The 22,398-nt window shown below is 68.8% G+C and carries 19 protein-coding genes; 14 read left to right on the forward strand and 5 right to left on the reverse strand.

All coding sequences use genetic code 11. The features are described 5' to 3' along the window. The first annotated feature begins 15 nt into the window (after window positions 1-15). The 7 genes from AU195_RS01325 to AU195_RS01355 all read left to right on the forward strand — a co-directional run bounded on the left by AU195_RS01325 (window position 16) and on the right by AU195_RS01355 (window position 7,061). On the forward strand, window positions 16-636 hold the full coding sequence (locus tag AU195_RS01325; RefSeq protein WP_059157231.1) for a mycothiol-dependent nitroreductase Rv2466c family protein: 621 nt from the start codon (window positions 16-18) through the stop codon (window positions 634-636). Between the two features lie 115 nt (window positions 637-751). After that, window positions 752-2,563 carry an AMP-dependent synthetase/ligase gene (locus AU195_RS01330; RefSeq protein WP_059157232.1) on the forward strand — a complete coding sequence of 604 codons (1,812 nt, stop codon included), beginning with the start codon at window positions 752-754 and terminating at the stop codon, window positions 2,561-2,563. Window positions 2,564-2,639: 76 nt separating this feature from the next. Continuing rightward, a complete protein-coding gene (locus tag AU195_RS01335) occupies window positions 2,640-3,065 on the forward strand; it encodes a nucleoside deaminase (RefSeq protein WP_157530994.1) in 426 nt (141 codons plus the stop codon). Then, on the forward strand, window positions 3,062-4,015 hold the full coding sequence (locus AU195_RS01340; protein WP_059157234.1) for an isopenicillin N synthase family dioxygenase: 954 nt from the start codon (window positions 3,062-3,064) through the stop codon (window positions 4,013-4,015). The genes AU195_RS01335 and AU195_RS01340 overlap by 4 nt, the downstream gene beginning before the upstream one ends. A gap of 18 nt (window positions 4,016-4,033) precedes the next feature. Continuing rightward, the gene (locus AU195_RS01345) at window positions 4,034-4,513 is read left to right on the forward strand and encodes a ribose-5-phosphate isomerase (protein ID WP_059157367.1); all 480 of its coding nucleotides are present in this window, start codon (window positions 4,034-4,036) and stop codon (window positions 4,511-4,513) included. A gap of 13 nt (window positions 4,514-4,526) precedes the next feature. Next, a complete protein-coding gene (locus tag AU195_RS01350; RefSeq protein ID WP_059157235.1) occupies window positions 4,527-5,333 on the forward strand; it encodes an Fpg/Nei family DNA glycosylase in 807 nt (268 codons plus the stop codon). Between the two features lie 45 nt (window positions 5,334-5,378). Further along, entirely contained in the window at window positions 5,379-7,061 is a 1,683-nt protein-coding gene (locus AU195_RS01355; protein ID WP_059157236.1) for a cation:proton antiporter, read from the forward strand. Between the two features lie 13 nt (window positions 7,062-7,074). Here AU195_RS01355 and AU195_RS01360 read toward each other — a convergent pair whose 3' ends face one another. Together AU195_RS01360 and AU195_RS01365 are read right to left on the reverse strand one after the other, a co-directional pair. Further along, a complete protein-coding gene (locus AU195_RS01360) occupies window positions 7,075-7,857 on the reverse strand; it encodes a hypothetical protein (RefSeq protein WP_059157237.1) in 783 nt (260 codons plus the stop codon). A gap of 46 nt (window positions 7,858-7,903) precedes the next feature. Continuing rightward, window positions 7,904-9,097 (reverse strand): serine hydrolase domain-containing protein, encoded by a 1,194-nt coding sequence (locus AU195_RS01365; protein WP_059157238.1) that lies wholly within the window; start codon window positions 9,095-9,097, stop codon window positions 7,904-7,906. Between the two features lie 180 nt (window positions 9,098-9,277). Here AU195_RS01365 and AU195_RS01370 point away from each other — a divergent pair, with 180 nt between their 5' ends. Further along, entirely contained in the window at window positions 9,278-11,446 is a 2,169-nt protein-coding gene (locus AU195_RS01370) for a molybdopterin-containing oxidoreductase family protein (RefSeq protein ID WP_059157239.1), read from the forward strand. A 102-nt stretch (window positions 11,447-11,548) separates the two neighbouring features. Further along, on the forward strand, window positions 11,549-11,767 hold the full coding sequence (locus AU195_RS01375) for a hypothetical protein (RefSeq protein ID WP_059157240.1): 219 nt from the start codon (window positions 11,549-11,551) through the stop codon (window positions 11,765-11,767). A gap of 12 nt (window positions 11,768-11,779) precedes the next feature. Here AU195_RS01375 and AU195_RS01380 read toward each other — a convergent pair whose 3' ends face one another. Continuing rightward, on the reverse strand, window positions 11,780-13,741 hold the full coding sequence (locus tag AU195_RS01380) for a cellulose biosynthesis cyclic di-GMP-binding regulatory protein BcsB (protein WP_059157241.1): 1,962 nt from the start codon (window positions 13,739-13,741) through the stop codon (window positions 11,780-11,782). Between the two features lie 301 nt (window positions 13,742-14,042). On the opposite strand from AU195_RS01380, the gene AU195_RS01385 reads away from it, so the two are divergent. Genes AU195_RS01385 through AU195_RS01400 form a run of 4 tightly spaced genes read left to right on the forward strand, consistent with a single transcriptional unit; the run spans window position 14,043 to window position 18,784 of the window. Then, complete coding sequence (locus tag AU195_RS01385; RefSeq protein ID WP_286149079.1) at window positions 14,043-15,212, forward strand: hypothetical protein; 1,170 nt, start codon at window positions 14,043-14,045, stop codon at window positions 15,210-15,212. Beyond that, entirely contained in the window at window positions 15,209-16,327 is a 1,119-nt protein-coding gene (locus AU195_RS01390; RefSeq protein ID WP_059157243.1) for a glycosyltransferase, read from the forward strand. The genes AU195_RS01385 and AU195_RS01390 overlap by 4 nt, the downstream gene beginning before the upstream one ends. Further along, the gene (locus AU195_RS01395; protein WP_286149080.1) at window positions 16,314-17,486 is read left to right on the forward strand and encodes a hypothetical protein; all 1,173 of its coding nucleotides are present in this window, start codon (window positions 16,314-16,316) and stop codon (window positions 17,484-17,486) included. Before AU195_RS01390 ends, AU195_RS01395 begins: the two co-directional genes overlap by 14 nt. A 2-nt stretch (window positions 17,487-17,488) precedes the next feature. Beyond that, window positions 17,489-18,784 (forward strand): O-antigen polymerase, encoded by a 1,296-nt coding sequence (locus tag AU195_RS01400; protein WP_059157244.1) that lies wholly within the window; start codon window positions 17,489-17,491, stop codon window positions 18,782-18,784. Here the strand turns inward: AU195_RS01400 and AU195_RS01405 are convergent. Together AU195_RS01405 and AU195_RS01410 are read right to left on the reverse strand one after the other, a co-directional pair. Then, on the reverse strand, window positions 18,738-20,324 hold the full coding sequence (locus AU195_RS01405) for a glycosyl hydrolase family 28-related protein (RefSeq protein WP_059157245.1): 1,587 nt from the start codon (window positions 20,322-20,324) through the stop codon (window positions 18,738-18,740). The two genes, AU195_RS01400 and AU195_RS01405, sit on opposite strands and share 47 nt — an antisense overlap. Continuing rightward, window positions 20,321-21,469, reverse strand: coding sequence for a glycosyltransferase family 4 protein (locus AU195_RS01410; protein WP_059157246.1), 1,149 nt, complete (start codon window positions 21,467-21,469; stop codon window positions 20,321-20,323). The genes AU195_RS01405 and AU195_RS01410 overlap by 4 nt, the downstream gene beginning before the upstream one ends. A gap of 126 nt (window positions 21,470-21,595) precedes the next feature. Between AU195_RS01410 and AU195_RS01415 the strand changes: the two genes are divergently transcribed. Continuing rightward, window positions 21,596-22,291 carry a GAF domain-containing protein gene (locus AU195_RS01415; RefSeq protein ID WP_059157369.1) on the forward strand — a complete coding sequence of 232 codons (696 nt, stop codon included), beginning with the start codon at window positions 21,596-21,598 and terminating at the stop codon, window positions 22,289-22,291. Window positions 22,292-22,398 lie beyond the last annotated feature (107 nt).

Consider the following 22,398-nt stretch of genomic DNA (forward strand, 5'->3'; position numbering starts at 1 on the left):
CGAAAGGATCCGCTGATGGCCGAGAAATCCAGGGCCGATTTCTGGTTCGACCCGCTGTGCCCGTGGTGCTGGATCACCTCCCGCTGGATCCTCGAGGTGGAGAAGGTGCGCGACGTCGAGGTGAACTTCCACGTCATGAGCCTCGCGGTGCTCAACGAAGGGCGTGACCTGCCGGACGAGTACCAGGAGGCGATGAAGCGGGCATGGGGTCCCGTCCGGGTCGCGATCGCCGCTGAGCAGGCCAAGGGGCCGGAGGTGCTGGCGCCGCTCTACACCGCGATGGGCACCCGTATCCACAACCAGGGCTACGGCGAATCCGACCCCGAGTTCACCGCCGTCATCTCCGAATCCCTGGCCGAGGTCGGCCTGCCCGCCGAACTGGCGGCGGCCGCGACGTCCGACCAGTACGACGACGCGCTGCGCACCAGCCACCACGAGGGCATGGACCCCGTCGGCGAAGACGTCGGCACCCCCACCATCCACGTCAACGGTGTGGCGTTCTTCGGTCCCGTGCTGTCGAAGATCCCGCGCGGCGAAGAAGCCGGCAAGCTGTGGGACGCGTCGGTCACCTTCGCCTCGTATCCGCACTTCTGGGAACTCAAGCGGACCCGTACCGAGAGGCCGTCGTTCGACTGACCGGCGTCGCGGTGACTGCGTCGAAACGGTGTGGACCGGGTATGTGTGTGCAAACATCGATGACCGCTCCGCGAGGGGCGGCGTCGTAACCCGCCCAGAATGACCGGAGACAACGATGTCCATCGAGAGTCAGAAGCGGTCCGGCACCGCCTCCGCGAACGTCGCCACGATGTTCTTCGACCGTGTCGAGAAGTCCGCCCAGCACGAAGCCTTTCGCAAACTCGACGACGGCACGTGGACGTCGCTGAACTGGCAGGAGGCCGCCGACCAGGTCGAGGCACTGGCCGCAGGCCTGCTGGCGCTCGGCATCGAACCGGAACAACGGGTGGGCATCGCGTCGAGCACCCGGTATGAGTGGATCCTCGCCGACCTGGCGATCATGTGCGCCGGCGGCGCGACCACGACGGTGTATCCGACGACGAACGCCGCCGACACCGCCTACATCCTGAGCGACTCCGAGTCGCGGTTCGTCTTCGCCGAGGACGAGTCGCAGCTGAAGAAGTTGCAGGACAATCGCGACGAACTGCCGAACCTCGAGAAGGTGGTGCTGTTCGACGGCGCCGGTGACGGCGACTGGGCGGTGGGCCTGGCCGACGTCATCGAACAGGGCCGCAAGCACCTCGAGCAACAGCCGTCCGCCGTGCGGGACCGGTCCGCGGCGATCACCTCCGATCAGCTGGCCACGCTCATCTACACCTCGGGCACCACCGGAAAACCCAAGGGCGTGAGGCTTCCTCACAGCGCGTGGGTGTACGAGGGGGAGACCATCGCCGCCTTCGGCATCCTCGACGAGGACGATCTGCAGCTGTTGTGGCTGCCGCTGGCGCACGCGTTCGGCAAGGTGCTGATCTCGGCGCAGCTGGCGTGCGGTTTCGCCAGCGCCATCGACGGCCGGGTGGACAAGATCGTCGAGAACATGGGCACGGTGAAGCCGACCTTCATGGGCGCCGCGCCGCGCATCTTCGAGAAGGCCCACGCCAAGGTCGTCACCCAGCAGCACGGTGTCAAGGAGAAACTGTTCAACGCGGCGTTTGCGGTGGGCCGCCAGGTCAGCCGCCTGCGGCGCGAGGGCAAGTCCGTGCCGCCGCATCTGGCGCTCGCGCACGGCCTGTTCGACCGGTTGGTCTTCAGCAAGGTGCGCGACGTGTTCGGCGGCCGCATCAGGTTCATGATCTCGGGCTCGGCGCCGTTGAACCGGGACATCGCCGAGTGGTTCCACGCCGCGGGCCTGTTGATCCTGGAGGGTTACGGGCTCACCGAGACCGCGGCGGGCGCGTTCATCAACCGGCTGGAGAACTACCGGCTCGGCACGGTGGGGCAGGTCTTCGACGGCAGCGAGGTGCGCCTCAGCGACGACGGCGAGGTGCAGATCAAAGGCCCGTGTGTGATGGACGGCTACCACAACCTGCCCGACAAGACCGCCGAGACGCTGACCGAGGACGGGTGGCTGCGCACCGGCGACCGGGGTCAGCTCGACGACGACGGCTTCCTGACGATCACCGGCCGGCTCAAGGAGCTGTTCAAGACCTCCGGCGGCAAATACGTTGCGCCACCGGCCATCGAGGGCAAGTTCATGGCGCTGTGCCCGTATGCCGGCCACATGCTGGTCTTCGGCGAGTCCCGCAACTTCTGCGTCGCGCTGGTGACCCTCGACCCCGATGCCATCACCGGCTGGGCCGGCGAGAAAGGCATGGGGGACAAGTCGTACGCCGAACTGGTGAAATCCGATGAGGTGCGCGACCTGATCGGCGGGTACATCGAGCGGTTGAACTCAGAGCTCAACCGGTGGGAGACCATCAAGAAGTGGGCGATCCTCGACCACGACCTCTCCATCGAGAACAACGAGCTGACACCGTCGCTGAAGGTGAAACGGTCGGTCGTCGAGGAGAAGCAGAAGGATCTGCTGGACTCGTTCTACTCGGGCTAGGTCTTCGCCGAGCCGTCGTGAACGACGGGTGTTAGTTTGGGCTGTGCCGAGCCCAGCCTTGACCACTGTCGCCGAGATGCTCGACGTCGCCTACGCCGAAGCGCGAAAAGGTCTGTCGGAGGGCGGGATTCCGATCGGCGCCGCGCTCTTCGGGGCCGGCGGTGTGCTGCTCGGCAGCGGCCACAACCGGCGTGTGCAGGACGACGATCCGTCCGTGCACGCCGAGACCGACGCGTTCCGCAACGCCGGCCGGCAACGCGACTACCGGTCGACGGTGATGGTGACGACGCTGTCGCCGTGCTGGTACTGCAGCGGACTGGTACGACAGTTCAACATCGGTGCGGTGATCATCGGGGAGAGCCGCACCTTCACCGGCGGGCACGACTGGCTGGCCGAGCACGGCGTCGAGGTCACCGTCGTCGACGACGAGCGCTGCGTGTCGATGATGAGCGAGTTCATCGGCGCGAACCCGGATCTGTGGAACGAGGACATCGGCCGATGATCGCCACCGTCGATCTGTCCCGGTGGTACGCCGGGGGAGCCGAGGCCGACGCCGTCGCCGCCGCGGTCGATGAGGGACTGCAGCAGGCCGGGTTCATCCTGGTGACCGGACACGGCGTCGACCCGGTGCTCGCCGCCGACGTCCGCGCTGCCGCGCGTGCCTTTTTCGCCCAGCCCTCTGCCGTGAAGGCCCGCTACTCCGTTCCGGTTGGCGGCCACGGCTGGATCGGGCCCGGTGCGGAGGCCAACGGGTACGCCGAAGGCACCGAGACACCGCCGGATCTCAAGGAGAGCTTCAGCCTGGGTGCCGACACGCCGACCGGCGACCCGGACGTCGACCGGATCTGGTTCGCCCCCAACGTGTGGCCCGACGAGGTGCCCGGACTGCGTTCGCTGGTGACTGCGTACACCGAGGAGATGCGCCGCGTCGCCGACGACCTGCTGGCCCTGTTCGCCCACGCACTCCGGTTGTCCGACAACCCTTTCCGTCAGCTCGCGAGCCGGCCGACGTGGACGATGAACATCAACCACTACCCGCCGGTCAGCGTGGTCGGCGAACCCGAACCAGGACAGTTCCGCATCGGCCCGCACACCGACTTCGGCACCGTGACCATCCTCGACCGCGAACCGGGCGCCGGTGGGCTGCAGGTGTTCTCGGACGCCGACGGCTGGACCGACGCCCCGTACCGGCCGGACGCACTGACGGTCAACATCGGCGACCTGCTCGAGTACTGGAGCGGGCGGCGCTGGCCGTCCGGACGGCACCGGGTGCTCCCGCCGCAGCCGGACGCGCCCGAGGAGGACCTCGTCTCGCTGATCTACTTCTACGAGGCGAACCACGACGCCGTCGTCACGCCGCTCGGCCCACCGATCGGCCGGGTGTCCGGTCTGGAGCCGGTCACGTCGTCGGACTTCATCAAGGAGCGCCTCGACGCAATCACCGTCGGCTGACCTGTCACAATGGCCGCCATGCGCGTCTACCTGGGAGCCGACCACGCGGGCTACGAGTTGAAGCAGGTCATCATCGAGCACCTCCGCAACACCGGCCACGAACCGGTGGACTGCGGCGCATTCGGCTACGACGCCGACGACGACTACCCGGCGTTCTGCATCGCCGCGGCTGAGAAGACCGTCGCCGACCCCGGCAGCCTCGGCATCGTGCTCGGCGGTTCGGGTAACGGTGAGCAGATCGCCGCCAACAAGGTGCCCGGTGCCCGCTGCGCGCTGGCGTGGAGCGTCGAGACCGCCGCACTGGCCCGCGAACACAACAACGCGCAGCTCATCGGGCTCGGCGGCCGCATGCACTCCGAGGCCGACGCGCTCGCGATCGTCGACGCGTTCGTCAACACGCCCTGGTCCGAAGCCGAACGCCACCAACGGCGTATCGACATCCTCTCCGAGTACGAACGCACCCACGACGCGCCGCCGGTGCCCGGAGCCGGTCGGTAACGAGGCGCGGCGGATGCCGGAGGGCCACACGCTGCACCGGCTCGCCCGGCTGCACCAGAAGCGCTACAAGGGACAGCGGGTGCGGGTGAGCAGCCCACAGGGCCGGTTCACCGAGGGGGCGGCGATGGTGGACGGGTTCACGTTCACCGGCGCCAGCGCCTGGGGTAAGCACCTGTTCCACCACTACCGCGGCGGCCGCATCGTCCACATACACCTGGGGCTGTACGGGCGGTTCGACGAGTTCGCGCTATCGGCCGACGAGCCGCCGCCCGATCCGGTCGGGCAGGTGCGCATGCGCATCGTCGGCGCCGACCACGGCACCGATCTGCGCGGCCCCACCGCCTGCGAGGTCGTCGACGAGGCGCAGGTGTCCGACATCCTGGCCCGGCTCGGACCCGACCCGCTACGCCGCGACGCCGATCCGGCGCCCGCGTGGCACCGGCTCAACAGGTCACGCAGGCCCGTCGGCGCGCTGCTCATGGATCAGACGGTGATCGCCGGGGTGGGCAACGTCTACCGCAGCGAACTGCTCTACCGCCACCGCATCGATCCCTTCCGGTTGGGCACCAACCTCGAGCCGGGCGAGTTCGACGCGATGTGGACCGACCTCGTCGACCTGATGAAAGTCGGTGTGCGGCGCGGCAAGATCGTCACCGTGCGGCCCGAGGACGACCACGGCGCCCCGTCGTACCGGACGGGCCGGCCGCGGACCTACGTCTACCGCCGGCCGGGGGAGCCGTGCCGGATCTGCGGCACCTCCATCAGCACCGCCGTGCTGGAGGGCCGCAACCTGTTCTGGTGCCCGACCTGCCAGAGCTGAGCAGGTAACGCGGCGCGGGTCGCCGCCAGCAGCGACAATCTCCCGGTGGAACTGATCCTCGTCGTCGTCGGCGCCATCGTGGTCACCGCCATCGCGCACCGCCGTGGGCTGGAGCCCGCCCTCGTCCTCGTGGTCGTCGGGTTCGCGGTGTCCTTCGCCCCCGATTTCAACGGCGTCGAACTGGAATCCGAGGTGCTGCTGTCGGTGGTGCTGCCCCCGCTGCTGTACTCGGCGGCGCTGAGCTTTTCGTTCCCGACGTTTCTGCGCAACATCAGGCCGATCCTCGGACTCGGCGTCGGACTGGTGGTGATCACCACGTTCGCGGTGGCGGGGCTGGCGTCGTGGCTGGTGCCGTCGCTGACGTTCGGGACCGCGCTGATCCTCGGCGCTGTGGTGGCGCCCCCCGACGCGGTGACCGCCGTCGCGGTGGGCCGTCGCCTCGGCCTGCCGAAGAAGGTGATGGCGATCCTCACCGGTGAGAGCCTGGTCAACGATGCCGCCGCGCTGTCGTTGTTCTCGATCGCGGTGGCCCAGGTGGCGGGCAGCCGGGCGTTCATCGAGAACCCGGTGCTGCTGTTCTCCTACAGCGCGCTGCTCGGCCCGCTCGTCGGCGCGGCGCTGGGATTCGTCACGCTGTGGATCCGCCGCAGGCTGGCCAACCCGGGGCTGGAGACGATCCAGGGACTCGTGGTGCCGTTCGCGGCGTTCATCTCCGCCGAGCACCTGCACGCCTCCGGGGTGCTGGCCGTCGTGGTCGCCGGGTTCGTCGTTGGCCACGGTTCGCTCGACGCCGGTTACCAGACGCGGCTGCAGGAACGCTACGTGTGGAACTCCGTCGACGTGATGCTCGAGGCGTTCGTGTTCGCCTACATCGGATTACAGCTGCGGTTCGTGCTCGAGGACCTCCATGAGGCGCACGAGTCGCTGGCCGAGGTCGCCGTCGCGTCCGGTGTCGTGCTGCTGGTGGTGTTGCTGATCCGGCCCGTGTGTGTGTTCGTGATGTTCGGGCGCGGCGTGCTCTCCCGCAAGGTCGAGTCGAAGCTCAGCGTGCCGAAACCCGAGCGAGGCGGTCGCGGCGCGCTGGGGATACGCCGGCGCGGCGGGCCGCGCCGACTCTCGGGCCTGGTCGATCGGCGGACGCTGACGTGGCAGGAGAACGTGGTCGTGTCGTGGACCGGGATGCGCGGGGTGGTGACGCTGGCGGCGGCTTCTGGGATTCCGCTGATGACTGTCGACGGCGAGGCCTTCCCCGAACGGGCCACGATCCAGGCGATCGCGTTCGTGGTCAGCGTCGGCACACTGTTGCTGCAGGGGTGGACGCTGCCGCCGTTGATCCGTTGGCTGCAACCGTCATTCGAGGTGGACAGGCAGTCCGACGAGACCGAGACCCGCAAAGCCGAACAGGTGGTGCACACCGCCGCCGACGAGGTGCTCAACCGTTTCGCCGACGCGCCGCCGCGCGGATTGGACGAGGAGACGCTGGCCAACATCAGGCAGACCATCGCCCGCCACGCCCAGGATGCCGACGAGATGCCCGACCCTGAATCGCACACGCCGCGCGCCGAGGTGTTCTCCCAGCTCTACCGGGATGTGCTGTGCGCCCAACGGACTGCGTTGATCGCCGAACGGGACGCCGGCCGTATCGAGGACGAGGCGGTGCGCGCCATGCTCGAACGGTTGGACCTGCAGGAGGCCGGTGTCTCGGCCCGGCTGGAGAGCCGGATCTGACGGCGGGCGGAGTCTAGAAGCCGCCGAAGTCGCCGCCGCCGAAGTCGCCGCCGCCGAAATCGCCCCAGCCACCGCCGGAGTCGCCGCCGTCCCAACCGCCGGCGTCACCCCCGTCGGACCCGGGATCCTGGCCCTGATCGAACCCCTGGTCGTATCCCTGGGCGAAACCCTGCTCGTAACCGCTGCCGTGCATCCCGGAGAACAACGCGTCGAACAGCAGCACCGACCCCAGCCCCCAAGCGCCCGCGACCAGCGCCGGTTTCCACCACGGCTCCGAGTACCAGCCGGCAGGTACGGGGCGGCCCGCGACGCGGCCACCGGGGTAGTAGTTCGGGGTGCGCTGCGACGGGGTCGGCGACGCCTCGATCTCCCGGCCGTCGAACTGCACGCGGCGGTCTTCGGTCACCGCACCCGCCGACCGCTGACCCGCCAGTGTCTCGAGTTCGGGGCCCGGGTCCATACCCATGGCGATGCGCGCCGCGCGCACGTAATACAGCCCCTCGACCGCGCTCTCCTTCGCCAGCTCCGCCTGTCTGGCCGAGGTCGCCTGGTCGATCTGCGACGCGGCGGCGGTGTAGCGCTCCGACGCGTCGGCCAGCGCCTGCTTCGACGCCTCGTCGGTCCCGGTGAGGTTGAGCACCTGGCCGCCGAGCCGTTCGATCACCCGCCGGGCGTCGGCCTTCGCGTCGGCCAGCGACTCGGCGGTGCGCCGGCCCGACGCCTTCGAGGAGCTGTAGACCGCCAGCGCGAGCGCGGCGACGACCACGATGATCAGGACGAGCAGGACGCCGTTCATGCGTCCAGCCTACCGACGCGACCTCCCCGTTCGCGGTGCGCGAAAATCAGCGGATCCACACACCGAGCGCGCGGTAGATCTCGTCGGACAGCGCGACGGTGCGGGGATCGGCATTGCACTTCGTGGCGTCGAAGCGGTTCATCACGTACGCGTAGCCGATGCGGTGCTCCAGATCGGCGAAGGCGAACGAACCACCCGAACCGCCGTGGCCGAACGCGCGCCGGTTGGGGCCGGCGACGCCGCGCTGGTTGAGCATGTAGCCCAGACCCCAGCCGTGGTCGGCCACCCGCGGGCCGAGCACCACGTCGGTGTCGAATCCGCCCTGACAGACCCGCGCCCTGTCCATGTGCTCACGGGAGAGCAGCTTCTCCTGCGCGAGCGCGTTGTAGAACGTGGCCATGCCCAGTGCCGAGACGTGGGCGTTGGTCGCGGGGAACTCCGCTTCGCGCCACACCTCGAGCGCATTCGAACCGAGCTCGTCGTCGGGCACGAACCCCATCGCGACCGCGAGCCCGGCCATCGGGTGCTCGGCCAGCGAGCGTGGATGCCCCGGCGCCGCACCCGCGGCCAGCACGTCGCGGATGTGGGGTTTGTCGATCATCTCGGCGCAGCGGTGGTGTTCGGTCGCCGGCAGGCCGATGTGAACGTCGGCGCCGAGCGGTTCGGCGACCTCGGTGCGCAGGTACTGCCCGATGGTGCGGCCGGTCACCCGGCGCACCACCTCGCCGAGGATGAACCCGAACGTCACCATGTGGTAGCCCTGCGCGGTGCCGGGCGGCCACCACGGTTCGGCGGCCGCGATGTGCGCGCACACCGCATCCCAGTCGGCCGCCTCCGACCAGTGCAACCGGGTGCGCGGTCCGATCACGCCGGAGCGGTGTGCCAAGACCATCGCCGTCGTGACGTCCTGCTTGCCGGCCTGCCCGAACTCCGGCCAGTACCGGGTAACGGGGGCGTACAGGTCGATCTCCCCGCGGTCGGCCAGCAGGTGCACGCAGGTGCTGGTGAGGCCCTTCGAACCGGAGAAGACGCTGGCGAGGGTGTCCCGTCGCCACGGCCGCGCGCCGGGCTCGTCGGCCGAACCGCCCCACAGGTCGACGACCAGATCACCGTCGACCCAGACAGCGACGGCGGCGCCGATCTCCTCGCGATCGGTGAAGTTGCGGGCGAAAGCCTCTCGGACCCCGGTGAACTCGTCGGCACAGGAACCCGATATCAGCGGTGCCGTCGAGCAGCCCAATACTCCTCCTGCGGATCGGCGTGGCCGTGAAAAGCCTAACGAGGGACCCACTTCGAGTGCCACCGCACGCCGATCACGGTCCGGGGGAGGTTCGGTCACAGCACCTTAATGTGCGTGCAATTGGCGGGCCACAAACCTCGTCCTAACTGGTAGCACCACTGCAGCCCAGGAGGACTCCCCGTGAAGGAACTCACCATCGTCCGCGGCGCCTGCCCGCACGACTGCCCCGACACGTGCGCGATGCTCTATCACGTCGAGGACGGGAAACTCGTTGACGTGACGGGAGATCCGGACCACCCGATGACCAGGGGCGGTCTGTGCGTCAAGGTCAAGAACTTCCACGAACACCACTACCAGCCGGACCGTCTGCTGTACCCGATGCGCCGGGTGGGGCCGAAGGGTTCGGGTGCGTTCGAACGGATCTCCTGGGACGAGGCGCTCGCGGAGATCAAACAGCGCTGGACGGCGATCATCGACGAGTACGGCAGCCAGGCGATCATGCCGCACGCCTACCTCGGCCACCAGGGCGTGCTGAACGGCCTCACCTCGGGTGACGCGTTCTTCAACCGGCTCGGGTCGACGGTGGCGGAGAAGACGTACTGCGAGTCCGGATCGTCGACCGCATGGCACATGACCGTCGGCGGGTCGGGTGGTCTCGACGTCGAGTCGATGGCGCATTCGAAGTACATCATCGTCTGGGGCATGAACATGACCAGCACGAACCTGCACGGGTGGCCGTTCCTGCTGGAGGCGCGCAAGAACAACGGCGCCAAGATCGTCGTCATCGACCCGGTGCGCAATCGCACTGCCCGACAGGCTGATTGGCACATCCGCATCCGGCCCGGCACCGACGGCGCCCTCGCGATGGGCATGATCCACGAGATCATCGCCCAAGGGCTGACCGACACCGACTACATCGAGCGCCACACCGTCGGATTCGACGATCTCGCCGCGCGAGCGGCGCAGTACCCACCGGAACGTGTCGAGGAGATCACCGGGATCCCCGCTGACGACGTGCGCACCCTGGCCCGCGAATACGCGACGAGCCAGCCCGCGGCGATCCGGCAGGGCGTGGCGCTGGAACGCAGCCGCGGTGGGGGACAGGCGATCCGCGCCATCACCTGCCTGCCCGCACTGGTGGGCGCCTGGCGCCACGTCGGTGGCGGCACGATGGAGATGCCGATCTGGGAGTTCCCGACCCGTTTCGACAAGATCTGCATGCCGGAGTGGATCCCCGAAGGCACCCGGGTGGTCAACGAGCTCGACCTCGGCATGGCGCTGACCGGTGAACTCGGACTCGATCCGCCCATCAAATCGCTGTTCGTCTACAACTCGAATCCGGTGTCACAGGGCCCGGCGCAGGAGAAGACGATGCGCGGGTTGATGCGCGACGACCTGTTCACCGTCGTCAGCGAGCACTTCATCACCGACACCGCTAAATACGCCGACCTCGTCCTGCCTGCGACCATGCAGGCCGAACAGCTCGACATCATGGTGACCTGGGGGCACCTGTACATCTCGCTGAACCAACCGGCGATCGCGCCGCCGGGCGAAGCCATCCCCAACGTCGAACTGTTCCGGCGCCTCGCCCGCACCATGGAGTTCGACGAGGAGTCGATGGCCTACTGGAACCGCACCGACCGCGAGATGCTCATCGACTTCCATGACTGGGAAGCCCCGGCGCTGCAGGGCATCACGTACGAGAAACTCGAAGAGCGCGGTTGGATGCGGCTCGACGTCGGCACCCCGGACACCCGTGCCCCGCACGCCGAGGGTAACTTCCCCACGCCGTCGGGTAAGTGCGAGTTCAAGAGCAGCCTGGCCGAGGGCGGCAACTTCGTGGTCCCGGTGTGGCGGTCGATGTACGAGGCGATGCAGCCCGGCGGATACGTGGACCCGGTGCCTGACTACGTGCCGCCTTTTGAGTCACCGCAGTCCAATCCCGAACTGGCGCAGAGGTTTCCGTTGAGCATCATCTCGCCGAAACCGCACGCCTTCCTCAACAGTCAGTACGGCAACGCGCCGGACAAGCAACGCGTCCAGGGCGGCCAGCGGGTGTTCATCCACCCCGACGATGCCGCTGCCCGCGGTATCGCCGAAGGGGAGATGGTGCGGGTGTTCAACGACCGCGGGTCCTTCGTGGGACCGGCCGCCCACGAGCCGGACCTGATGCCGGGTCTGGTGATGGCCAACGTCGGACACTGGCAGGGCGCGGCCCCGGGCACGGGGTCACAGACGACGGTCAACGCGATCACCGCCGACCGGCACTGCGGGCTGGGCAACGCGGGCGTGTACGGCGACAACCTGGTGGAGGTGCAGAAGGTCGCGGATCAGGCCGTCGCCAGCTGACGCTCGCGGTTCGTCTGACCGTTCGGCGGATTCCGGATCGGGGACCGGGGAGCGGCGTAGTGTGCGGCTCACGAGGTTCGCCGGTCTGCGAGGAGGCGGAGCATGGTTGGACGGGTCCTGGGCGCGATACTGTTCGCCGGCGGTGCGATCGGCGCCGCCGTCTGGTTGTGGGTGAAGCGCAGACAGCTGGCGGTCGCGGCGGCCAAAGCGGTCCCGGGACAGGCGACCGCGGCGGCGACCGACCAGACGTCGAAAGTGGCCGGTGCGGTCCCGGGTCAGGTCGACGCGGTGCGACGGCAGGAGCCGCCGTCGGTGCTGTAGCCGTCCCGGTGGCTAGGTAGCCGCTGCGCGGCGCCGGCGTCGCCACAGCAGTGCGGCGCCGACCACCAGTGCGGCGAGCGCGGCGGCACCCACCCCGATCGCCACCCAGACCGCCGAGTCGTCCGACTCCTCGGTGGGGGCCGCCGCGACGTCTCCGGCTCCGATGGACAGGTTGGTCACACTGCCCGCCGCGCCGGCGGCCAGCACGTCGCCGTCGAGGCTCGACCAGCCGTCCGGCAGCTGATCGACGTAGCCGAAGAGCGGTTCGACCAGTGTCCAGGCCCCGCTGGTGGTGACGAGCACGACGGAACGGTTGCGGGCCCCGTCGGCGAAGGCCTGGATCGAGCCGAGCCCCCGGTTGATGTCGGCCCGCAACTCGTCGCGCAGGCCGATCTGTACCTCACCGCTCTGCCCGCCGACCGGCGGGCGCAGCGACGTCTGGTCGATCGTGGCGGCGTTGGCCACGATCAACGCGCCGATCCCGGCGTCGGCCGCGGCCTTGACGTCGACCACTCGCGGCGTGAGTTCCGTATCGGTCAGCCGTGCGATGTCGGCGATCACCCGGGTCGCGTAGTGCAGTTGATTCGGGTTGCTGCCGTCGAGCGCCACTAGGAACTCGGGGCTGAACTCCGACGGCACCGCGCCGAACCCGCCGAGCGGCGGGCCGCCCCGCCGCATCGTCAAGGTCGAGCGGGGGTCCAGCTGGAAGGTCAGCGGTGCGATGGTCGGCGAGCACAGCTGACGCGGGCTGAACGTCAGATCGAACTCCAGATTGATTCTCTGGCCGAGGAATTCACCGGGCACATCGAAGACGGCGTCGACGCGGCCGCGCTCGCCCAACGGCACGGTGTGCACGGCCTCGCCGTTCACCCGGACCATCAGCGATGCCGAATCCATCGGTTGCACCGGGGTGTGGGTGGCGAGCAGGTGTACCCGCAGACCCTCGACACGCCCGCTGCCCAGTGCGGCCCGGTCGACACCCACCGCCATCGTCGACGTCCGCAACACCGAGCTCTCTGCGGCCATGTCGAGGTCGCCGAAACTGACCTCGTCGACGCGGGGACCACCGCCGGACCCCGCCTTGTCGATGCGGACCTCGGGGACCTGGGCCAGCGACTGCACCTGGTTGGCGATCAGCGACGCCTGCGCGGTGAGTTGGTCGCCGCGTCCGTTCACCTTCAGATGGACGTCGGCGGTGTCCGGGTCGACCACGTTGAGGGCGGCGTCGCCGCTCTCGACGACGACGGCACGGGTGAACTGCGGCGCGGCAGGCGGTGTCGCGCCGCGAGGTTGTTTGACCACCGTGATCACCGGCGACTGCGGCCGATACATCCGCGCCACCGCCGAAGCGAGCGTGAGGACCGCCTGCTCCTCGGCGTCGTCGGCGTCGATCGGTGTGTAGATCGTCAGCCGTTGCAGCACAGGCGGAAAGAACGTGGCGACCGTGGTGGGCGCGGGCTCGATGCCCGCGTACACCGTGGCGAGATCGCTGAGCCGAACCCGTTCGCCGAGGCCGCAGCGGTCGCCGACCGGCAGCGCGGCCTCTCGCACGGTGAACGACAGGCCGAGCTGCGCGGTGTTCACCCGCGCCGCGGAGATGTCGACGTCGAACGGAACCACCGCTTGGTCCGGCGCCACGGCGGGCAGATTCACCGTGGCCAGGAATTTGCCTGTGCTGTCGGTGATCTCGACGAATCCGGCGCCGAAATCCACCGGCGCGTGGATCAGTCCACGCAGCCGGACGGCTCCGAACCCGGTGGGGACCGGCACGGAGAAGTCCTGATTGGTGTCGGCGCCGACCAGCGTGATGTCACCGGGCAGGCCCAGTGTCCGCCACGGCAGCGTCACCTCGGGACCGGCGGCCGGATCGGCGTTGAGGGGCGCGGCGTGGGCCGCGGCAGGAGCGCCCAGCGCCGTCACCATCAACACCGACGACACCAGGCCGACGACCCGGCGGATGAACCCAACAGACACCGCTGCTCCAGTCTCGAGTCAGTGGGCTTTCTCGAATCACCCCTGGGCGCCGGAGGTTACCGGCAAACCATCTTCGCAAAAAGTCGACGCGCCGCCCAGTCCGTTCTACCGCACCGTGTTTACTGGTCCTCCACCGATACCTGTGTCGGGCCCGGCGAAGTGATCTGGGCCATTACGATATTGGTCGCATCGAGGGTCAGGACGGAGTGCCGCACAGTTGTCTGTCAATGGGTCGAGAGTTCCGGCGCCCGCGATCGCGATGATCTCTTCGCTGGAATCGCGTCTTGTGAGGGTGAAATTCGTGACGGCCGCGCTGGTCGGGCTGTGCGTCGGCGCGCTCATCGGCGGGGTGGCCTTCGCCCGGATGGGAACGGATACGACGGCGACAGCCTTTGTGCGTCTGGAGAATCCGGCCGATCTGACCGCGATCGCGGCCGGGGCCAGTCAGGTCACTCCGGACAATCAGGGCAATACGAGCAATTTCGTCGGCGGGGAAATCGCGTATCTGTCCGGCGAGGGTTTCGCCCAGGCGGTGGCCAGGAAAATGGCGATGGACGAGCCGGCGGAGCTCAATGTCGCCCAAGCCAGCGAGTCGTCGGTGGTGACGATCAGCAATTCCAGCAAATCTCGCGACGACGCCATCAGAACCGTCCAGGTGGCCATCGATCTGTACGGCCAAGAGCTCAGCCAGCGGGTGGACGAGCAACTTCGGACCATTCTCGGCGCGCTGACGCGGTGGGAGCAGACCGGTGCCGCCGACCCTGTGCGGATGCAAGAACTCACGCGCATCCGGGAGGCCGTCGAACTCCAGGCCAGCGAGGCCGCCACGTTGCTGGTGGTGCAGCCGCCGACACCGAACCACGACAGTTCCCAGCAGTGGCTCATCGGGGCGATCCTCGGCGGACTCGTCGGAGGCTCCGTTGCGGTGGCGATCCTGCTCGCCCGGCGGCGGCGTTCCGGCCGCGCCGCCATGAGCGCGACGCTGACCGACGGCGTCGACGCCGTACTCGTACCGGCGGTCGACCTCGGCTCGGCGTTCTCCGACGACCGCGACGGGGCGCAGGCCCGCCTCGCCCGCACACTCCGGGCCCAGTGCGCGTCGGTGGCGCCGGGCGGCGTGCTGCTTGTGATCGGTGCGTCGCCGTCCTCGGGCAGCGCCGAGGTGGCGGCCCTGCTCGAACCCGCCGGCGCCGACCGGTCGCCGTCGGCCCGGGTGCTGCACGGCGGAGTGGTCGGCGACCCCACGCTGACCCCCGACCTGATCGCCACGGCGACCGGAATCGTCCTCGTGGCCTGTCTCGACGCCGACACCGCGGCGCAGGCGGTGGCCCTGCGCTCGGCGACCGCGGGCAGCGCGGCGCCGCTGGTCGCGGCGTTCACCTACCGCCGCCCCGGCGGGGCGCACCGGAAGAACCGCGCACCAGAGGTGTCCCAGCAGGGCGTCGACGACGCAGAGCGGAGTATGCAGTGACGGTCGCGATCGTCCACGAACGACTGACCGAGATCGCCGGATCCGAACACGTCGTCGCCGAGTTCGCCCGACAGTGGCCCGACGCGCCGATCGACATCCCGATCGTCGACCCCCGCGTCACCGCCGAATTCACCGCGCGGGTGCGCACCGGTCCGCTGTCGTCGGCGTACCGCGCGGCGGGCCACCGGACCTACGCACCGCTGCTGCCACTGGTTCCCGGTTGGATGAAGCGCCGCGACTTCGGCACGGCAGAGGCCATCGTGATCAGCCATCACGCGTTCGCCGCCGCGGCGGTCCACGCGGCCGGCGCCACACCCACGATCGTCTACGTGCACTCGCCGGCGCGGTGGGCGTGGGACAAGGTCATGCGCCGCGAAGAGGCGGCGTCGCTACCCGGGCGCCTGGCGCTGGACGCGCTGTCCCGGCTGGCCATCGCGACCGAACTGTCCGCCGCGCCCAAGATCACCGCCATCGTCGCCAACAGCGCCGCGGTGGCGCAGCGGGTCAGGGATCACTGGAACCGTGACGCGCAGGTCGTCCACCCGCCGGTGAACATCGACTTCTACACACCGGACGCCGCATCGACGCGCGGCGACTACTTCCTGCTGGCCGGACGGTTGGTCGGATACAAGCGCCCGGACATCGCGATCAGGGCGGCCGTGCAAGCCGGCGTCAAACTCGTCGTCGCCGGGGACGGCAGAGAGGCCGCCCGATGCCGCAAGCTCGCCGAGGGCGGCGATGTCACGTTCGTCGGCAGGGTCTCCGACGAGGAGTTCCGCGACCTGTATCGCCGCGCCAGGGCCATGGTCATGCCGGGGGAGGAGGATTTCGGCATCACGCCGGTCGAGGCGATGGCGTGCGGCACACCCGTGATCGCACTCGGGGTCGGCGGCGCGCTCGACAGTGTCGTCGACGGTGTCACGGGGACGTTCGTCACCGGCCGCGGCGACGCCGAGATCGTCGCCAACTTCGCCGAGGCGTTCGCGTCCTTCGACGACGGACGCTTCGACCCCGCCGCGAACCGTCAACGCGCCGAACAATTCTCACCGGAAGCGTTCCGGGCCAGAATGGCCGACGTGGTGGCGCAGACGTCGGCGACCCATGGCCGTGCCTGACAGCAGGCACCTCCAGACCGGCGTGCAGGTGGTCGCCGGTCTGGCGCTGAACGTCTTCCCGGCGATCTTCATCGCCATCTACGCGCGGATCGCGCCGATCGAGACCCAGGGTTTCCTCGCGTTGGCGCTCGCCGTCGGGGTCTACGTCGCGCAGCTGTTCAACGCCTTCATCGTGGAGGGCCGGCTGGCCACCCCCGACGCCGAGGGGGAGCTGGGCCTGCCGACGTGGGTCGTGCTCTTCGCCATCGCCGCCTGCGGGCTGTTGGTGTTCGGCCCGGCGGTCGCATCGTCGGCGGTGCTCATGGCGAGCGCCATCGGCGTGATGACCGGGCTGCTCATGACCCGCTCGATCGGGGTGGTCACCGGCGAATGGAAGAACGAGGGCGCCGCAGCCGGTGCGCTGATCGTGGCCGGCCTGGTCGCTCTGTGGATGGCCGACCAGGGCAACCCCCACAGCGTGCGGGTGCTGGCGGTCGGGGCGATGCTCGCGGTGGTGGCGCGGTACCGGCCGCGAAAGGCGCTGCCGCGGATGGGCTTTCCGCCGGATGTCCGCAGGTCCAGCTGGGTCACCGCGGAGACCGCGGTCGTCGGCGCCGTTCAACCGGCGATCACCTCGGTGCTCCTGGTCCTGGTCGGACCGGCCGCCTCGGTCACGTTCCGCGTCATCTCCACGGTCGCGGGCGCCCTGGAGCCGATCCTCGCCTACGGGCGCTACCGCCTGCTCGCCCACGGGCATCGCGGTGAGCTCAAGGCGTTCGTCGCGGTGTTCGCCGTCGGGATGGCCGCGGTGCTGGTCGCCGCGTTCGGCGGGCTCGGCAGCCTCGTGTTCGGCCCGGCCTGGCAGGACGTGGGAGTCGCCGCCATGCTGCTGGCCTGTCTGTGGAAGGCCGTCATGCTGGTGTCGACCGTGCCGTTCGCGGCCCTGCGCAAGGCGGGCAAGACCGTGCTCGTCTTCTGGATCCGCGGCGCCAGCACCGTCGTCTACCTGGTGGTGAGCGTGGGCCTGCTTCTCGTGTGGCAGAACACCACCGCGATCTTCCTGGCCTTCGTGACCGCGGAGGTGATCACCGCGCTCGTCTACCACTTCGCCGCGGTCAACGGGGCGCCGGACTACGCGGCGACCTTCGGGGCCCGGCGCCGACGCCAGCGGTTGGGCTAGTCGTGGCCGTCGCCATCCGACCGCCCGCGTGGTTCAGCCCGGCGGTGTTGATCCTGGCCCCGGTGACGCTGTCGTTCCTGGCGTGGTCGGCGTTGTTCGCGCGCCGGCAGTTCGGTGGGTCCCAGACCTCGTCGGAGGCGTTGACGGGTTTCGCGATCCCCGCCGACATCAGCGGCCGGGGCATTGCGCTGCTGCTGCTGTGGTACTGCGCGATCGTGATGGTGTCGATGGTCGGATTCTGGTACGGGACAACGCGATCACGGCCCGCAACCGGTGACGGACCGACCAGCACCGCCTGGTTCGAGCGGCGGTACTTCTACCTGATCCTGGCGGCAGGCGCCGTCGGGGTCGGGTATTCGTTCATGAAGGTCGGCGGTCCGTCGGCGATCGTCGCGTCGCTGAGTGAACAGACCGCCAACGACTTCAGCAATGCGCTGTCGGGGTTCGCGGGTCCGCAGACCCTGCGGTACGCCACCATCCTGGCCGCGCCGATCGGCGTCTATTTGTGGCGCAGGAAGGTGATCCGGTGGCCGTACATGGTCGCCGGGGTGCTGCTGCTCATCTCCAACGCCATGATCGCCTCACGGTTGGCGCTCCTGATGTCCTGCGTGGTCTATCTCGCGGTCTGGGTGCGGGGTCGTCCACCACGGCACGCGACCGGCGGATCGGGTGCGCGCACGTGGGTGACCCTCGCGGTGATCGTGCTCTGCGGGTTCGCCGTCCTCACCGCGCTCAACTACTTCCGCAACGCCAACTACTACCGGGAAGCCGGCGTGTCGAACCCGGTGGCCATGAACCTGTATCAGTCGGGCGCCTATCTGGCCGTGCCGGCACAGGTCCAGATCGGCGTCTCGGATGCGGTGGCCGGCGGCGCCTGGGAGAACAGGGTCGGGGCGGTCGCGTCGCTGGACGCGGTGAAGCCCACATTCCTGCAATTCAACAAGGTGGCCAAGGACGACAGCTGGAAACAGGCATCCGTCTACGGCCACTCGGTGACCTTCGCAGGCAACTTCTTCACCAATTCCGTGTTCGCCGACATCTATGCGGAGCACGGTGCCTGGGGGTGGCTCTACACCATCGTGGCGTACGGATTCGCGGGGTACGCCTTCGCGCGGATATTCAGCTTCAGCCCGGTCATCGCCGCGTCGGCAGGCGTGGTGGCGTACTGCTTCCTCGAGGTGTGGCGGGTGCAGATCCTGGTCTACGGGATCGTCATCTTCCTGTTGTTGCTGACCGCGGGCAGCGCGCTGGTCACCGCCCGCATGCGACCGCCGAAGGACGCTCGACCGAAGGCGTGACCGTCAGTCCCCGAATCGCAAGCGGCGCTTGGCCGATGTCGTCCCCGCACGGACCGGGCGAGGACTGCAGGACGGGCACCCAGGTGTCGGCGGCGGCAGGCCAGCCGATCGTCAGCTGATCGACCACGCCGTCGGAACCCTCGAGACGCACGCACGGGTCGAGGCTGCCTGCGGGGCGATCCGGCCGGGTGATCGCCACGCTCAGGTGGTCGACGGTGAGCTGGCCGGCGTTCTCGGCTTTGAACACGACAACCGGTTCGGAGTGGCGGATCACCATCGTGCCGAACGTGATCCCACTCGTGTTCCCGACACCCACGCCGCCGTTGCCGCCCGTGGTCGAGGCGGCGGTGACGCTGCAGTCGTCGATGCGCATGCCGTTGACCCGGGTCGCGGTCAGCGACTCGGCACGGACCGCCCACGTGGGGCAGTCGTCGATCTTCGCGTCGCCGACGTGGATGTCGAAGTCGGTGAAGCGCCGGTCGCCGGATGCGCCAGGCCGGGCCAGCAGGTGGATGCCCATGTCGCAGTCGGAGGCGGTGACGTCGTCGAGGCGCACCGAGCGGCTGGCGACGTAATGCCACCCGACATCGGTGCCCGGCTCCGCGGAGTCGATGAGAAACGCCGAACCGGCACGCACGCCGACGACGTCGAGTCCCTCGACGGTGACGCGGTTCGCGCCCGCGAGCCGGACACCGTTCGCCCGGCACCCGAACACGTTCACGTTCGTGACGGTGAAGTCCGCGTTCGACCAGTCGGTCAGATTCGGGAACGAAAAGGTGTGGGCCGCACTGTCGAAAGCCGGCTCGGAGGCGAAGTACGTGACCAGTGCGAGTCCGTCGTCACCGGTGTTCACCGCGCTGTACCGATCGACCGACGCGCGCCGGCAGGCGTTGAAGTGCAGGCCGTCGGCTCCGCTGTCGGTGACCCGTAGTCCGGTCACTTCGATGTCCGAGACGCCCATCATGACCACCCCGGTCTGCGGGCTCGACCGCACGGTGCACTCGGATACGGACACCTCCGTGACCGGCGTCGGCTGCCCGGACCAACCGCTCGGCTGCTCGCCGCCGAAATCGGGACAACCTTCCACCCGGATGCCGTCACCGAGTGACCGCTGCGCGCCGTCGGCCCACCGGATGTTGAGCGCACGCAGGCGGATCCGCGACGCCGGACCACGGACGAGCAGCCCGTGACCACTGCCGGTTCGCTTGGTCGGATGCAGATTGTCCATGTACAGCTCGGCGCCCGGCTCGAACTCGTCGACGACGTCGGCGAGTCCCGAGATCACGACGGCGGCACCGCCGGGTGGCCAGCGCTGCGCGAAACGGTATGTCCCTCGGGGAAATCGGAGTGTGCTCCCAGGGCGCAGCGCGGCCGCGGCGGCCTGTATGGCCCACGAGTCATCGGTGACCCCGTCGCCGGCGGCGCCGAAGCTGCGGACGTCGACGACCGTGCGCCTTTGGTCCACCGAGCATCCCATGAGAACGGCCGAGGCGGCCGAGGCGGCCGCGCGGGCCAGCAACTGGCGCCTCGACAACGTCACGTACGGCTGCCGACCAGCTCGGCGAATATCGCGTCGGCCGCGGCGGTCGCGCGGATCTGCTGCTGGCGCGCCAGCACATGGGCGTGGCCGCGGTCGGCCAGATCGGCTCTGGCCGCGTCGTCCGTGCAGAACGCGCGCAGCAGAGCGGCCAGTTCCGCGGGCCGGTGCGGGTCGAAGTAGGCGGCGCCGTCGCCGCAGGTTTCACGCAGCGAGGGGATGTCCGAGGACAACACCGGTGTGCGCGATGCCATCGCCTCAAGCGGCGGCAGGCCGGCACCCTCGTGGAGGGAGGGCATGATCAGCAGCTCCGCCGAGGCGACCAGTGACCGCAGTGCGCCGAAGTCGAGTTGTCCCGTCACCAGCACGCGGTCCGGCTCGTCCTCGGCGAGGCGCCGGACCCGGTCGTCCAGCGTCCGCAGCGAGGCGCCGCCCCCGGCGATCACCAGCTTGTGGGGTATCTCGCCGGTGAGTTCGGCGAACGCTTCCAGGACGAGCGGAAGGTTCTTGTGCCGCTTGGTGTTCCCGACGTACAGCAGATAGCGGCCACCGACGGGCGACAGGCTCGGGTCGACGGGATCCAACCACACCTCGTCCACGGGAATCGGCGTCACCAAGACCGGTGCGGACGGCTCGATGTCCTTCAGCGTCGTGGCCGTCGCCTCCGACACCGTGAAGATGCGGCGGCAGAACCTTGCGTCGGCACCCAGCATCACGCGGGCATAGAGCCGGCGGGTCCGGCTCTGCCCGCTGATGCGCTCGGGCAGAAGGTGAATCGTGTCGTGCACGGTGACGTAGAGCGCCGTCCGGCGGTTGCCGGGAAGAAGACGAGCCAACGGGTACGGGTAGTGCGGCAACCACACCGCCCGTGGACGCGCCGCGTCGAATGCGTGGCGCCACACCGCTTGTTCGGCAGCCGAGTACATCGCGGCCCGCGCGGGCGACGCCGGGATCACCGTGGTACCCGGACGCAGGGTCGGCACGGCGTCGGGATCGGCGAGGACGGCCAGGGTGAGCCCGTCGCGGGACGCCGCCTCCTCGAGGTAGGGCAGCTGTGTGCGAATGTACGTCCCTATCCCACTTTGGCGGATATGCCGGGCATCGAACAGCAGATCCACACGGCGGTCATCGGTCCGCGGGTCTTTCACACGCCCTCCAGTTCGTTGCATTTTTAATCAAGGCTACGTCGGCGGTGATTCGTCTCGAGTTGGTCACACCTGTTCGTGTCCGTCGGAAAGGTGTGGTCGGATACCGTTTGTCGAATGACCGGATCTCTGACAGGGTTCGACGACTGGCTCAACCGCCTGCTCGAGGACTGCGCGCGCGACGCGGGCGAAGATGTCGTTTCGTATGTGGCCCGCGCTGTGGCGTCACAGATGATCGCGGACCTGAGGCGCAGCGAGCGGGTGTCGATCGAGGCGGTCATGGCTCACCTCAATGACTGCAAGGTGTTTGCCGGCACCGAGATGCCCAGCGTCGAGTCCGAGATCACCGACCCCGAGAGATTGCAGTCCCTGTATGCCACCGGACTGCTCGACTCGCCGCCGGACGAGGCGTACGACCGCATCACCCGGGCGGCGGCCGCAGCGCTGGACGCACCGTCGGCTGCCATGTCACTGATCGACGTCGACCGGCAATTCTTCAAGAGTGCGGTGGGTATGGGCGACGACGAACGGCAAACACCGCTCGACCGGTCCGTCTGCCAATATGCGGTGGCGAATGGCGCGGCGTTACTTCTCGAGGATGCCAGGACCGACCCCGTCTTCAAGAATCATCCGGCAGTCCGCGACGGAACCGTTGTCGCCTATCTGGGCATCCCGCTGGTCGACACAGAAGACAATGCGGTGGGAACGCTCTGCGTATTCGACGACAAGCCGCGACTCTGGGGTACCGGCCACGTCCGGATACTCAGCGATCTGGCCCAGTTGGCCGCCGAGAAGATGTTCGGTGCGCGCGCCGGTCAACAGTAGCGAGTAGCGGGCGGCCACTCCGCAGATTCGCCGGCTTTGGCAAATGATTCTCAGCCGCCTCACGGATTTCCTTCCGTTGCCACGACAACCCCTTTAAGGTTGACGAT

Origin of the sequence: Mycobacterium sp. IS-1496, from assembly GCF_001499995.1 — a bacterium.
Taxonomy (GTDB): Bacteria; Actinomycetota; Actinomycetes; order Mycobacteriales; family Mycobacteriaceae; genus Mycobacterium.